A 13,892-nucleotide genomic window follows, 5' to 3' on the forward strand; every position below is an offset into this window, starting at 1 on the left:
CGCGCATGGTCAGCGGGCCTTGATGTCGACGATGCGCCACTGGTCGCCCTCGAGCCGTGCCGTGACGGTGAGTTGGGCCGCCGCGGTGGTGGCCTCGGCGTCGCCCTTGCCTTTGCCTATGTGGGAGGTCTGGTCGAGGAAGACCAGCAGGCGGGCCCTGCCACCGTCGAGTTCGATCACTCCGGTGCGGACGGCGCGGGTGCTGAGGGTGACGCGCTGGTCGGTGAGGTCGTCGCGGACCTGGGCGAAGAGGGTCTCGTACTGGCGGGCGGCGCGGCCGTCGAGGACGGTGCTCGCGGAGCGTTCGGCGGCCGCGGTGCCGTCCGGGGTGTAGGAGAAGACCCGGGCGAGGGCGTTGCCGACGTCGCCCGCGACGCGGGTGGTGGCCTCGGTGTCAGTGAGCGCCTGGTTCCGGGCGGGCGCCTCGGACCTCAACTGGTGGGCCGCGTGGAAGAATCCGCAGCCGCCGAGGACGAGAACGGCAGCGGTCCCGGCCAGGGCCGCCTTCCGCAGGCGCCCCTTCGGCGGACGGGGAGTAGGGGCTTCGGGGTCGGATGCCTCGGGGCCGGAGGCGTCCGACTCGACGGGCGTCGGCTCGGCGGGCGTCGGCTCGGCGGGCGTCGGCTCGGCGGGCGTCGGCTCGGCGGTGTCCGGCTCGGCGGGCGCGTCCGCGGCATCCGGCTCGGTTTCCGGCGCCTGCTCGTCCACCGTGCCGGATGCCTGCCCGGCAGCGCTCCTGCGCAGCGACCACGTCGGTGTCATCGCTCCTCGCCGCCCTTCTCCTGCGCGACCGGCACCGCGCTCAGCGCCCTCACCTTCCACTCCCCTTCGCCCGTGCGGGCCAGGACCGCTTCCAGGCGCTTGCGGTCGGTGGCCGGCTTCTTCGCCCCGGCGGTCCCGGCGGGCGTGACCTCGACGCGGACGGTGGCGATGAGCTTGGCCGTGCCGGAGCGCGTGTCGAGCGCGGTGAGGGCGGCCTCGGTGACGGTGCCCCGTGCCGAACTCCCCGCCCCGGCCTCGGTGTCGCCCAGCTCCTCGCGCAGCGGGCCGGTGGAGACGGCGCGCCAGTCCCGGATGCTCCGCTGCGCGCTCTGCCGGGTGGCGGCGTCGAGCGTGGTGAGTACGGCGATGCCCTCGCGCCCGTCGGCGAGCGCCTCGTCCCGCTCCCGGCCGTAGGCGAGCGCGTCGTCGGTGCGGGCCTGCGTGTACGTCCACGCGCCGGTGCCGCAGAAGGCGAGGGCCAGTGCGAGCCCCGTCCCGGTGAGGATCCGCGCCCGCCTCATCGGGCGCTCCCGGTGCCGGCCGGGGCGAGGAGACCGGTGAGGCCGGCCGGTGCCTCGCCGCTCTGTCCGGGCAGGGCCAGTGCGCCGGGGAGTGCCGGGGAGGCGTCGCCCTTCGCGGGCGTACCGGCGCTGCCCGAGGGCAGGGAACCGGGTTCGGCCGGGTCGGGCACCGCGCCGCCCTTCGGGGCGTTGGCCGAGCCGCGCACGTTCTTGCCGCTGGAGGCCGGTGCGGTGCAGGCGGCATCGGTGTTGAGGGCGGGAGCCGTACCGAGGTCGAGGCCGTTGCGGTAGCGCGTGGCGCCGTATCCCTCGGTGCAGGGCAGGGGGCTGAAGAAGGTGACGGCCAGGCCGAGGTTGAGTCTGCCCCCGTCGACGGCGGTGGCGCCGGCGGAGACGGCCGCCGGGTACTTCACCAGGAGTTCCTCGATGCCGCGCTGCCGGGTGACGGCGACCTCGGAGGTGGTGAGGAGGTTGGCGAGGACCACGCCGAGGCTCGGGTCGAGGTCCCGCAGCAGGCCGCTGACCTGGGTGGCGGCCGCGGGGGTGACCGCGAGGAGGTGGCGCAGGTCGGCGTCGGAGCCCTTGAGGGCGGCGGCCAGGTCCTTGGCGCCGACGGCGAAGTCGCGGATGGCCCGCGCCTCCTGGGCCTGGGTGCGCAGGACGGTCTCGCCGTCGTTGATGAGCCGGGTGGTGGAGGGCAGGGCGCGGTCGGCGGCCTCGACGAAGTCGCTGCCGCTGTCGAGCAGCACTTGGAGGTCGTCGCCGTGCCCCTCGAAGGCCTTGCCGAACTCGTCGACGACGGTGCGCAGATCCTCCAGCGGGACGGAGCCGGCCAGGTCGTCGACGCTGGTGAGGACGTCGGTGACGGGCGCGGGCACCTCGGTGTCGGCCTCTTCGATGCGGGTGCCGTCGGCGAGGTAGGGGGAACCGTCGCTCTCGGGCCGCAGGTCGATGTACTGCTCGCCGACGGCGGAGAGCCCAGCGACCACGGCCTTGGTGTCGGCGGGGATGCGGGGCGCGGACTTCTTGATGCGGAGTTCGGCGACGACGCCTTCGCCGGTGAGGTCGATCGGGCCGACCCGCCCCACCGAGACGCCCCGGTAGGTGACGTCCGAGTGAGTGAACAAGCCGCCTGTGCGCGGCAGTTGAACGTCCACGGTGTAGTAGTCGGCGACGCCCGCGTACCGGCCGAGGTCGGCGTAGCGGATGCCGAGGAAGGCGAGGGCGAGGACGGCGATGAGGAGGAAGGCGAGGTTCTTCAGCCGTACGGCCAGGGTGATCACGATCGCTCACCTCCGGAGCCGGTCCCGGTACCGGACACGGAGGGCAGCGACAGGGGCGAGGCGGGGTCGCTCGACGGGGCCGGGGACGGCATGTCCTCGGACTCGAGCGGCGGGATCACCTCGGTCCCCGGTGCGGCGACCATGCTCAGGTAGGTGTTGAGGTAGTCGCCCTTCACCCCGCGCAGCACCTCGTCGGTGAACGGGTACGTCAGCAGCACCTGGAGGGAGTCGGGCAGGTCCGTGCCCGCGTCGGCGAGCGCCTTCAGCGTCGGGGCGACGGCCTTGAGGTCGGCGATCATGTCGTCCTTGCTCGCGTTGATGGTGGAGACGGCGACGCCGGAGAGCGTGTCGAGGGAGCGCAGCATGGTCAGCAGGGAGCCGCGCTGCTTCTCCAGCGTCTTCAGTCCGGGCGAGAGGTCGGTGAGGACGGTGCCGACGTCCTCCTTGCGGTGGGCGAGGGTCGAGGAGAGCCGGTTGACCGCGTCGAGGGCGTCGGTGATGTCGTCGCGGTGGTCGTCGAGGTCGCCCACCAGGGTGTCGACCCGCTTCAGCAGGGAGCGGACCTCGGGTTCGCGGCCGCCGAGTGCCGCGTTGAGCTCCCGGGTGATGGTCTTGAGCTGGCCCACGCCGCCGCCGTTGAGGAGCAGGGACAGCGCGCCGAACACCTCCTCGACCTCGGTGTTGCGGCTGGTGCGGGCCAGCGGGATGACGCTGCCGTCGGTCAGCCGGCCGGTTCCGGTCTCCTTGGCCGGGGCGACGAGCTGGACGTACTTCTCGCCGAGCAGGCTGGACTGTTCGAGCCGGGCGGTGGCGTCGGCGGGGAGCCGTACGTCGCCGTCGATCTCCATGGTGACGCGGGCCGACCAGTCGTCCTCGCCGAGTTCGATGCCCGTGATCCGGCCGACGGCGACGTCGTTGACCCGTACGGCGGCGTGCGGGACCAGGCTCAGTACGTCCTGGAGTTCCGCGGTCACGGTGTAGGGGTGGTCGCCGAGGTCGGCGCCGCCGGGCAGCGGCAGGTCCTCGATGCCGTCGAAGCCCGGCATCCCGGCCGGGACCCCGCCGAGGGTGAGGGCGAGGGCGAGACCGAGGGCGATCAGTCCGCCCGCGGTGAGCCCGGCCGCCCGGCCGCCGGGGAGCGTCGCGCGCTTCATCGGCCGTCCCCCTTCTCCTGGGCTGTCGCGTCGGCGGTCGCACCGGCCACGGGCAGCGGGAGCAGCGGTCCGCCGCTGCTGATCTCGTTGAGGTTGGCGCGGCCGTCGAGGGTGCGGGTGTCGGGGTTGTAGGCGTTCACGACGTTGTCGGCGGCCAGCGGTGCCACGTCCAGCGCCTCGGCCAGCGAGGCGCGTTGCTCGACCAGGGTGCGGGTGAGGGGGACGAGCCGGTCGACGTTCTTCTTCAGTTCGCCGCGGTTGTCCTCGATGAAGGTCTTGACCTGGCCGAGGGCCGTGCCGAGTTCCTCCAGGGCGCCGGTGAGATCGTCCTTGTTGTCGGCGAAGAAGCCGACGACCTCGTCCAGGCGCTCCTGCGCGGTGCGCACGTCGGTGTCCTTGTCCTTGAGCATGGTGGTGAAGGTCTGCAGGCTGCTGAGCGTCTTGAACAGGTCGCCGCTGCTGCCGTCGAGGGTCTTGGCGGCCTTGCCGAACTCCGCCACGCCGTCGCCGATGGCCTCGCCGTTGCCGTCGAGGTTGTCGGCGCCGGTCTTCAGCAGTTCCGACAGGGCGCCGTCGGCGTTGGCGCCGTCCGGGCCGAGGGCGTCGCCGAGTTCGGTGATGGAGTCGTAGATCTGGTCGATCTCGACGGGGACGTGGTTGCGGGAGGCGGGCAGGACGGCGCCGTCGGCGAGGGCGGGGCCCTTGCGGTAGGCGGGGGTGAGCTGCACGTAGCGGTCGGCGACGATGCTCGGCGCGACGACCACGGCCCGCGCGTCCTCGGGGACTTTGATCCCGTCGTCCAGGCGGAGGCCGACGCGGACCCTGGTGCCCTCGGGGTCCACCGACTCCACCTCGCCGACCCGCACGCCGAGGATGCGCAGGTCGGACCCGGCGTAGACGCCGATGGCGCGGTCGAAGTAGGCGGTGACGCGGGTGCCGTCGGCTTCGAGGGCCCGGCCGGCGGCCAGGCCGCCGGCGGCGAGTACCACGAGGGCGAGCACTCCGGTGAGGATCTTTCGGCGTCGGGTCATCGCGCACCGCCCCCCTGGGCGGCCGCCGGCTGTTTCGGCGGCAGGCATCCGGTCTCGGGCCGGGAGGTCTCGGGCAGGTAGGAGCGGGGCACGACGCCGCACAGGTAGCTGTCGAACCAGCGGCCGTTGCCGAGGGTGTTGCCGACCAGCCGGTAGTACGGGCCGACCAGGGCGAGGGTCTCGCCGAGCCGGGTGTTGTTCCTCTCCAGCACGGTGGTGACGCGGCCGAGCGCCTTGAGGGTGGGACCGAGCTGCTTCTCGTTGTCCTTGACGAGGCCGCCGAGTTCGGTGCCGAGGTCCTGGCTGCCCTTGAGCAGGGCGCTGATGGCGGCGCGGCGGTCGCGGAGTTCGCCGAGCAGCGGGCCGCCGTCCTCGATGAGGGTCTCGAAGCTGGACTTCTTGTTCTCCAGTGTCTTGGTGAACCTGGCGCTGCCCTTGAGGAGTTCGGACAGCTTCGCGTCGCGCTTCGAGATCGACTTCGACAGGTCGGACAGTCCGGTGGCGGCCTTGCGCACGTGCGGCGGTGAGTCCTTGAAGGTGTCGGAGATGGTCTCGAAGCTCTCCGCGAGTTTCCCGGTGTCGATGGCGTCGACGGTGCCGCTGAGGTCCTGGAAGGCCTGGGTCACGTCGTAGGGGGACGTGGTGCGGGCGAGCGGGATACGGGCGCCGGGGGCCTGGCGGCCGGAGCCGAGCGGGTCGAGTGCCAGGTACTTGTCGCCCAGGACGGTCTTGATGGCGATGGCGGCGGTCGTGCGGTCGCCGAGCCAGGCGTCCTCGACCTCGAAGCTGACCTTGACCTTGGCACCGTCCAGCGCGACGCCGGTGACCTGTCCGACCTTGACTCCGGCGATGCGCACCTCGTCGCCCTCGGCCAGGCCGGCCGCCTCGGAGAAGTCGGCGCTGTAGGTGGTGCCGCCGCCGAAGGGCAGCCGGTCGGCGTTGTAGGCGAGGAGGGCGATCAGAGTGAGGACGAGCAGCCCGGCGACGCCGACGGCGACGGGGTTGCGTTCCTTGACCGGCTTGAGGCGCGGCCTGCTGCGGGGGCCCGTCATCCGCGGCACCTCGATTCGGTGACCGCGATGCCGGTCGGCGGCTTCGAGCCGTCGGAGGTGGTCACTCCGCTCACGTGCGCCTCGCAGAGGTAGAGGTTGAACCACGAGCCGTAGGAGGACAGTCGGGTCAGGGCGGTCAGCTTGGCGGGGCTCTTCTCGAGGAAGTCCTCGATCTGCGGGGTGTGCTCGCCGAGGGTGGTGGAGAGCCGGCCCAGTTCACGGATGTCCTTCTTGAGGGGTGCGCGTCCGTCCTCCAGCAGGCCGGCCGTGACGGTGGTCAGGTCGCCCATGGCGGCGACGGCCTCGCCGAGGGGTTTGCGGTCCTGGTTGAAGCCGCTGACGAGCTTCCGGAGGGTGACGACGAGGTCGTCGAAGCCGTCCTCGCGGTCGTTGAGGGTGTCCAGGACGGTGCTGAGGTTCTCGACGACCTGGCCGATCACCTTGTCCTTGGCGGCGACGGTCGTGCCGAGCGAGCCGATGTGGCGGATCAGGCTGTCGACGGTGGCGCCCTCGCCCTGGAGCACCTGCACGATCGAGCCGGCGAGTTCGTTGACGTCCTTCGGGGACAGCCCCTCGAACAGCGGCTTGAAGCCGTTGAAGAGCAGGGTCAGGTCGAGCGCGGGCGCGGTGCGGTCCAGCGGGACGGTGCCGCCCTCGGGGAGGGTGCCGGTGAGGTCGCCGCTGCCGCGGCCGAGGGAGATGTAGCGCTGGCCGACCATGTTGAGGTACTTCACGGCGGCGGTGGTGGAGCGGGGCAGCCTGCGGTCGTCGCGGACGGTGAAGGTGACCTGGGCGGTGCGCCGGTGGACGACGCGTACGTCGGTGACCTCGCCGACCGTCACTCCGGAGATCCGCACGCTGTCGCCGTCCATGAGCCCGGTGACGTCGGTGAACAGGGCCTTGTAGGTCCTGGCGCCGGTGCCGGAGTCGACCCCGGTGCCGGCCACGCTCAGGCCGAGGACGGTGGTCGCGAGGGCGGTGACCACGACGAAGACGAGGGACTTGAGCAGCGGTCCGGTCAGCGGGCGGCGCCGGGTGTGCGCGTGGTCGGCTCCGGTCATCGCAGGGTCACCTCCGTACCGCGGTAGACGGGGCCGACGAGCAGGCTGCTCCAGTCGGGCAGGTCGCCGGGGCTCTCGCCGGCGGCCGGGGCGATCAGTTCGTTGACGAGGTCGTTCTCCTGCGGGGAGTTGGCGGGCCCGAGGTCCTGCTCGGCCGCCGGGGTGGCGGCCTGGGCGGTGGGCCGGGGCAGGGTGCCGAGGTAGGGCACGCTGGGGCAGCGGGGTCCGCCGCCGGCGTCGTAGGCCGGGGTGTCGCGGCCGGGCCGGTAGGCGCCGCGGGAGGCGACGCTGGTGACGTCGACGTGGATGCCGGGCCGGTCGGTGCCCTTGCCGAGCGCCTTGTCCATGGCCGGCACGAAGTCGGCGAGGGTGCGCAGGGTGCAGGGGAAGGCGGAGGAGTACTCGGCGAGCAGTTCCAGGGTGGGGCGGCTGGTGTCGCCGAGCCGGATGATGGTGTCCCTGTTCTTGCGCAGGAAGGCGGTCACGTCCTCGGCCGTGCGGGTGGTGGCGCCGAGGGTGGCGGCGAGTTCGCTCTCCTGCTCGGCGAGGGTGCCGCTGGTGGTGGTGAAGTCGGTGAGCGCCGTGAGGATGTCGGGCGCGGCGTCCGCGTAGACGTGGCTGACCTTCACGAGTTCCCTGAGGTCACGGTTGAGGGCGGGCAGGTTGGGGTTGAACTCCGCCAGGTGCTCGTCCAGCAGGTTCAGCGTCTCGCCGAGCCGTTCTCCGCGTCCTTCGAGGGCCTGCGAGACGGCGGACAGGGTGGCGGAGAGCTTCTGCGGCTGGACGGCGGTGAGCATCGGCAGGACGTCGTCGAGGACCTGCTGGAGTTCGATGGCGTTCGCGGACCGGTCCTGGGGGACGACGGCCCCGGCGGCGAGCGGCTCGGGCGAGGGGTTCGCCGGCGGTACGAGGGCCACGAACCGCTCGCCGAACAGGGTGGTGGGCAGCATCTGCGCGCGGACGTCGGACGGTACGTCGTCCAGCGCGCCGGGCTTCATGGCGAGGGTGAGCCGGGCACCGTCGCCGGTGGCGTCGATGGCGCGGACCTCGCCGACGACGACGCCCCGCAGTTTCACCTCGGCGCCGGGGTGCATCTGGTTGCCGGCGCTGCCGGTCTCGACGACCACCGGGTCGGAGTCGGTGAACTTCTTGTCGTAGACGGCGACGGCCAGCCAGATCAGCAGGACGGGCACCAGCACGAACACCACTCCGGCGAGCCGGCGGCGCAGCGTGTGTCCTCTCGGTCGGCTCATCTCACCCCGCCACCTTCACGGTCGTGGTCGCGCCCCACAGGGCCAGCGACAGGAAGAAGTCGGTGACGCTGATCAGCACGATGGCGTTGCGCACCGACCGGCCGACGGCCACGCCGACGCCGGCCGGGCCGCCGGAGGCGCGGTAGCCGTAGTAGCAGTGGGCGACGATCACCATCACGCTGAAGATCAGCACCTTCAGAACGGAGAGCAGCACGTCCGTCGGGGAGAGGAAGAGGTTGAAGTAGTGGTCGTAGGTCCCCCGGGACTGGCCGTTGAACAGGACGGTCACATAGCGGGAGGCGAGGTAGGAGGAGAGCAGCCCGATGGCGTAGAGCGGGACGATGGCGACGACGCCGGCGATGATGCGGGTGGTGACCAGGTAGGGCATCGAGCGGATGCCCATGCCTTCGAGGGCGTCGACCTCCTCGTTGATGCGCATGGCGCCGAGCTGGGCGGTGAAGCCGGCCCCGACGGTCGCGGAGAGGGCGAGTCCGGCGACCAGGGGGGCGATCTCGCGGGTGTTGAAGTAGGCGGAGACGAATCCGGTGAACGCGGCGGTGCCGATCTGGTCGAGGGCCGCGTAGCCCTGGAGTCCGACGACGGTCCCGGTGAAGAGCGTCATCGCGATCATCACGCCGACGGTGCCGCCGATGACGCCGAGCCCGCCGGAGCCGAAGGCCACCTCGGCGAGCAGGCGCTGCACCTCCTTGAGGTAGCGGCGCAGGGTCCGCGGGACCCACAGCAGGGCCCGGACGTAGAAGAGGAGTTGGTCGCCGGAGCGGTCGAGCCAGACGAGCGGGGAGGCCATCGGACCTCAGCCTCCCTTCGGCGGGACGATCTGGAGGTAGACGGCCGTCATCACCATGTTGACGAAGAAGAGCAGGAGGAAGGTGATGACGACGGACTGGTTGACGGCGTCGCCGACGCCCTTGGGGCCACCGCGCGGGTTGAGGCCCCGGTAGGCGGCGACGATGCCGGCGACGAACCCGAAGACCAGCGCCTTGAGTTCGCTGACGTAGAGGTCGGGCAGCTGGGCGAGGGCGGAGAAGCTGGAGAGGTAGGCGCCGGGGGTGCCGCCCTGCATGATGACGTTGAAGAAGTAGCCGCCGAGGATGCCGACGACGGAGACCAGGCCGTTGAGCAGGACCGCGACGCCCATCGCGGCCAGCACCCGGGGCACGACCAGTCGCTGCACGGGCGACACGCCCATGACCTCCATCGCGTCCAGCTCCTCGCGGATCTTGCGGGAGCCGAGGTCGGCGCAGATGGCGGAGCCGCCGGCGCCGGCGATGAGCAGCGCGACGATGAGCGGGCTGGCCTGCTGGACGACGGCGAGGACGCTGGCGCCGCCGGTGAAGGACTGGGCACCCAACTGCTCGGTGAGTGAGCCGACCTGGAGGGCGATGACGGCGCCGAAGGGGATCGAGACGAGCGCGGCGGGCAGGATGGTCACGCTCGCGACGAACCAGAACTGCTCGACGAACTCGCGGAACTGGAAGGGTCTTCGGAAGACGGCCCGGGTGACCTCCGCCGCGAGCGCGAAGAGCCGCCCGGTCTGCCGCAGCGCGCCGGTGATCACGCGCCGCTCCCGGCGGCGGGCAACGGCAGGGTGGCCGCCTCGGAGCTCTTCGCGTAGGTCTCCCGGATGGCGGACCGTGCGGCGGGCGGCAGTGTTTCAATCATGCCCATGACACGCTCGCGTCGCCGGGCGACGGCCCGGCGCGGCGGCAGGCCGGGCGAGGGCTCCAGCTGCGGCACGATCACCCGGGGCGCCACGGGGGCCGCGGGGGCGGTGTCCGCCTCGGCGGCAAGGGTGGCCGCGTCCTTCTCCTCGGACATCCCGATGGGACCCTCGCGCCGGCCGCCCAGGAACTGGGACACGACCGGCTCGTCGCTGGTGAGCAGCACCTCGCGCGGGCCGAAGGTGACGAGTTGGCGCAGGAAGAGCATCCCCATGTTGTCGGGCACGGTGGCGGCGATGTCGAGGTTGTGGGTGACGATCAGCATCGTCGCGTCGAGCTGTGCGTTGAGGTCGATCAGCAGCTGGGAGATGTAGGCGGTGCGGACCGGGTCGAGCCCGGAGTCCGGTTCGTCGCACAGGATGATCTGCGGATCGAGGACGAGCGCGCGGGCCAGCCCGGCCCGTTTGCGCATGCCGCCGCTGATCTCTCCCGGCAGCTTCCCCTCCGCGCCCAGCAGTCCGACGACCTCGATCCGCTCCATGACGATGCGGCGGATCTCGGACTCCCTCTTGCGGGTGTGTTCGCGCAGCGGGAAGGCGATGTTGTCGAAAAGGGACATGGACCCGAAGAGGGCACCGTCCTGGAACATGAGACCGAACAGTTTCCGGGTCTCGTAGATGTCCCTTTCCGGGCTGTTCACCATGTCCACCCCATTGATGAGGACACGGCCCTGTTCGGGTTTGAGCAGCCCTATGAGCGACTTCAGGAAAACGGTCTTACCGGTTCCGGACGGGCCCAGCATCACGCTGACCTCTCCGGCCGGAAGAGTGAGTGACACGTCCCGCCAGATGCTCTGCTTACCGAAGGACTTGGTCAGGCCCTCGACCACCACTTCGATTCCCATATCACCTCCAGCGGACGTCCATCGGATTCGCGCCGCGGGCCCGCACGTTAAGTCGGCCCGGAGCGCACTGACAACGGGTGCGGCACCGATCTCCGCCGCCCCGGTGGAACTTGTCACCGCGCAGACAACCTGCCCGCCCCGCACTTGTCTCCTGGGAGACAGGGCAGGGTCTCGCGGTTCCGGGGGGTGTGGATCCCGCGGGACCCCGCCGGCGGACCCGCTGCCGCACGGGAGGTGGGCCACAACGCGTCCGCCATGGCTCCGGCCGACGGGGGCCACCGACCTGGAACCGAGCACCGCACCGGCACGTTACGGCCGGGTAACCTCGGCGGGCAACACCGGAATCGGAGTTTTCCGGGATACCGACTTCGGCCATCCGGAACCTGTCACGGAAGGCACAGAAACCCTTCGGTAACTTGTCATCCGGTGATGATTTCGACCCCACCCCGGGCGTCCGCCGCGAAGATGGCGCATCATCGGTCGAACGTCCCCGCCTTGGCAGCGGATGACTAAGGGGAATCGCGATTCACTCACCCGGCAAACAGGTTGTTCCGCTTTTCAAAGAATCATGGACGGCCGCATTGTTCGGCTATGTTTCCCGCGAGTAACGTCACGGCTCAATGCAGGTCGACCCTCAAGGAGACTCCCGAGCCATGAAGAAGAGCATCAGCAGGTCAGCCCTCGTGACGTGCGCGGCCGCGTCGGCGCTGGGCCTCGCCGCCGCCCCGTCCTCGGCGGCGCCCTCCACGGTGTGGACCGTCACCCCCTCGCCGGCCAACTTCCAGGCGGCGAACGTCGGCAACATCGTGCTGACCGCCACCATCCCCATGACGTGCACGGTCTCGAACGCCGCCGGGACGATGGCGAGCACCACCGGCAACCCCGGGGACGTCGCCGACATCACCACCATGAACTTCGGTGCGTCCGGCTCGCCGTGCACCAGCGTGCTGGGCAACGTCACCACCACGTCGGTCACCCCGTGGGACGTCGTCGCGGTGGACTACAACGCCGCCACCGGTGTCACCAAGGGCTACGTCGGCAACGTCAAGGCCAACGTGACCGCCGGCGCCTGCAGGTTCACGGTGACGGGCAAGGCGTCGGGCACTTACACCAACTCCACCGGTGTGCTGGCGATCAACAGCACCGCCGGTGAACTGGCGGTCACCAACCCCGTCAACTGCGGTGCGATCGTCACGACCTCGACCAAGCCCACCTTCAAGGGCAACTACGCCGTCAAGGTCGCGGGCAGCAGCGTCATCCCGACCATCGTCGGCTCCAACCCGTAGGCCGCCGACCAGCCAGGTCCGCCCGGTCGGCACCCCGGCCGGGCGTTCGCGGGCCGTACGCCGTGCCCGGCAGACGGCCGTGCGCCGCGCCCGACACAGACGGGCCGTATGCCGCACCCCGAGAAGACCGGCCCCCGTCCGAGCCATCCGAGCGGAGTCGCATGAAGCCCAAGCCAGCCGCCGCCCCGCGGCCGTCCCGGACCCGGACCCGGGCCCGCGCCCGGAGCACGTCGATCGCCGCGTTCGTGGTGCTCGCCGCCCTGGTCCCGACGACCGCCTCGGCGTCGGGCACCCAGGAGGTCGAGGCCGAACTCCCCTACGTCTGCACCCTCCCCTCGGGGCAGCTGCCCGCGACGGTGCGGGTCGCGGCCGAGTTCCCGGCGCGGGCCGAGGTGGGCGAGGCGTTCACGCCGTCCGCCGTCACCACCACCGTGGAGCTCCCCGAGGAGGCGGTCGCGGACCTCGCCGGGCACGGCGCGGCCGGGGTGCGGGCGGCCACCCGGCTCGACGTCGGCGTGGCCCAGAACGCGGCCACGGCGAAGGCGACCTGGCGGGGAGGCGCGGAGCCGGTGGCGCTGCCCGAGTCGGGTCCGCTGACGCTCGTGGCGCGGGGAGACGTGCCCTCGGTGGCCGGCCGGGGCGACGGCGACCTGACGTTCTCCGCGGGCTCCCTCGCCATCGACCTGACGCTCGCGGCGGCGGACGGAACCGGAACCGGCACAGCCCCGGCCGGCTCCGACTCCGGCTCCGGCACTGACTCCGGCTCCGGCTCCGGCTCCGGCACTGACTCCGGCTCTGGCTCCGGCTCCGGCACTGACTCCGGCTCCGGCTCGCTGACCGTCGACTGCACCCTGGCCGAGAATGCTCCCGGCCAGGGGCTGCTGGCCACCGTGCCCGTCGGCACGGGCACCGGGTCACCGAGCGGCTCGCCGTCCCCGACGGGACCGGCCGGGACCTCCGGGGCACCGGACGACGGGCAGCCGGACGGACGGGGGGACCGGCAGCGGGAGCGGCAGTCCGAGCGGTCGCCCGAGGTGCTGGAGAACACCCCCGGCACCGCCCCGGACCGCGACGACGTGCCGCCGTGCCGCTACGACGAGCAGCATCCGCCCACGGACGTGTCGCTCAACGCGTACGTCACCGGCTACGCCAACGTGAAGAAGTTGAAGGGCGCCGCCCACCTCCCGCCGTCCTGCGTGCTGATCGAGCAGGGCGTTCCCGTGCCGGGTCCGCCCGACCCGAACTACCTGATCTTCGACACCGTGTCGTACGCGGACTTCCACTACCAGGAACGCAGGCGGACGCCGCCCTTCGAAGCGGCCTTCCTCTCCTTCGACTTCGCCCCGGTGAAGGCCACCATGGTGCTGGAGCAGACGGACACGATGCGGATCGACTCCCGCATGAAGATGAGCATGACCGACTTCTCCACGACCACGGACACCTATGTCCGGGCCCCGCTGGTCCTGCACGTGCTGGATCTGGAGGTCAACGGGACACCCCTGGACGTCGGTTCCGAGTGCCGGACCGAGACGTCCCTCGTCTCCGAGGACCCGGACCCCGCGAACTTCCCCGGTGACCACCTCGTGCTGTACGGCCGGGGCGAGCTGCTCATCGGCCAGCCGGCCACCGGCTATCTGCTCCTGAGCGGCGGCGTGCTGTCCGGCGAGGCGACCATCCCCGCCTTCACCGGCTGCGGCACCGACGGCGAGGACCTCGACCGCCTGCTCACCGCCTCCGTATCCGGTCCCGGCAACCTCATCAAGCAGGTCCAGGGCCAGACGTGCGCGATCGCCGCCCCCGTGTTCCCGAGCCCGACCAACGAAGGCCAGTGCACCGAGGATCTCCAGCCCTACGAGATCCCCGTCGCCGAGCACTGACCCGCCCCGCCCCCGACTCCCCGGAA

General features: G+C 71.6%; 13 protein-coding genes. 2 read left to right on the forward strand and 11 right to left on the reverse strand.

The genetic code is table 11. The features are described from left to right. Nucleotides 1–9: 9 nt before the first annotated feature. From AB0P07_RS20020 to AB0P07_RS20070, 11 genes are read right to left on the reverse strand one after another with little or no spacing between them, the layout of a single operon-like run. Complete coding sequence (locus tag AB0P07_RS20020; RefSeq protein ID WP_365552334.1) at nt 10–762, reverse strand: hypothetical protein; 753 nt, start codon at nt 760–762, stop codon at nt 10–12. Continuing rightward, the gene (locus AB0P07_RS20025) at nt 759–1,283 is read right to left on the reverse strand and encodes a hypothetical protein (RefSeq protein ID WP_365552336.1); all 525 of its coding nucleotides are present in this window, start codon (nt 1,281–1,283) and stop codon (nt 759–761) included. Before AB0P07_RS20025 ends, AB0P07_RS20020 begins: the two co-directional genes overlap by 4 nt. After that, nucleotides 1,280–2,566, reverse strand: a complete 1,287-nt coding sequence (locus AB0P07_RS20030; protein WP_365552338.1) for an MlaD family protein — start codon at nt 2,564–2,566, stop codon at nt 1,280–1,282. Before AB0P07_RS20030 ends, AB0P07_RS20025 begins: the two co-directional genes overlap by 4 nt. After that, nucleotides 2,563–3,720, reverse strand: a complete 1,158-nt coding sequence (locus AB0P07_RS20035) for an MCE family protein (protein ID WP_365552340.1) — start codon at nt 3,718–3,720, stop codon at nt 2,563–2,565. Before AB0P07_RS20035 ends, AB0P07_RS20030 begins: the two co-directional genes overlap by 4 nt. Continuing rightward, on the reverse strand, nt 3,717–4,751 hold the full coding sequence (locus tag AB0P07_RS20040) for an MCE family protein (RefSeq protein ID WP_365552342.1): 1,035 nt from the start codon (nt 4,749–4,751) through the stop codon (nt 3,717–3,719). Before AB0P07_RS20040 ends, AB0P07_RS20035 begins: the two co-directional genes overlap by 4 nt. Further along, nucleotides 4,748–5,803: an MCE family protein gene (locus AB0P07_RS20045; RefSeq protein WP_365552344.1), complete on the reverse strand. Its 1,056-nt coding sequence runs from the start codon at nt 5,801–5,803 to the stop codon at nt 4,748–4,750. Before AB0P07_RS20045 ends, AB0P07_RS20040 begins: the two co-directional genes overlap by 4 nt. Continuing rightward, complete coding sequence (locus tag AB0P07_RS20050) at nt 5,800–6,864, reverse strand: MlaD family protein (RefSeq protein WP_365552346.1); 1,065 nt, start codon at nt 6,862–6,864, stop codon at nt 5,800–5,802. The genes AB0P07_RS20045 and AB0P07_RS20050 overlap by 4 nt, the downstream gene beginning before the upstream one ends. Then, nucleotides 6,861–8,117, reverse strand: a complete 1,257-nt coding sequence (locus AB0P07_RS20055) for an MCE family protein (protein WP_365552348.1) — start codon at nt 8,115–8,117, stop codon at nt 6,861–6,863. Before AB0P07_RS20055 ends, AB0P07_RS20050 begins: the two co-directional genes overlap by 4 nt. A gap of 1 nt (nt 8,118) precedes the next feature. Beyond that, on the reverse strand, nt 8,119–8,925 hold the full coding sequence (locus tag AB0P07_RS20060; RefSeq protein ID WP_365552350.1) for an ABC transporter permease: 807 nt from the start codon (nt 8,923–8,925) through the stop codon (nt 8,119–8,121). A gap of 6 nt (nt 8,926–8,931) precedes the next feature. Next, nucleotides 8,932–9,696: an ABC transporter permease gene (locus AB0P07_RS20065; protein ID WP_365552352.1), complete on the reverse strand. Its 765-nt coding sequence runs from the start codon at nt 9,694–9,696 to the stop codon at nt 8,932–8,934. Continuing rightward, nucleotides 9,693–10,703, reverse strand: coding sequence for an ATP-binding cassette domain-containing protein (locus tag AB0P07_RS20070; protein ID WP_365552353.1), 1,011 nt, complete (start codon nt 10,701–10,703; stop codon nt 9,693–9,695). Before AB0P07_RS20070 ends, AB0P07_RS20065 begins: the two co-directional genes overlap by 4 nt. A gap of 653 nt (nt 10,704–11,356) precedes the next feature. Here AB0P07_RS20070 and AB0P07_RS20075 point away from each other — a divergent pair. Further along, nucleotides 11,357–11,989, forward strand: a complete 633-nt coding sequence (locus AB0P07_RS20075; RefSeq protein WP_365552355.1) for a hypothetical protein — start codon at nt 11,357–11,359, stop codon at nt 11,987–11,989. Nucleotides 11,990–12,150: 161 nt separating this feature from the next. Continuing rightward, nucleotides 12,151–13,866: a DUF6801 domain-containing protein gene (locus AB0P07_RS20080; RefSeq protein ID WP_365552357.1), complete on the forward strand. Its 1,716-nt coding sequence runs from the start codon at nt 12,151–12,153 to the stop codon at nt 13,864–13,866. Nucleotides 13,867–13,892 lie beyond the last annotated feature (26 nt).

This window comes from Streptomyces sp. NPDC085944 (genome assembly GCF_040686295.1).
Lineage (GTDB): Bacteria > Actinomycetota > Actinomycetes > Streptomycetales > Streptomycetaceae > Streptomyces > Streptomyces salinarius.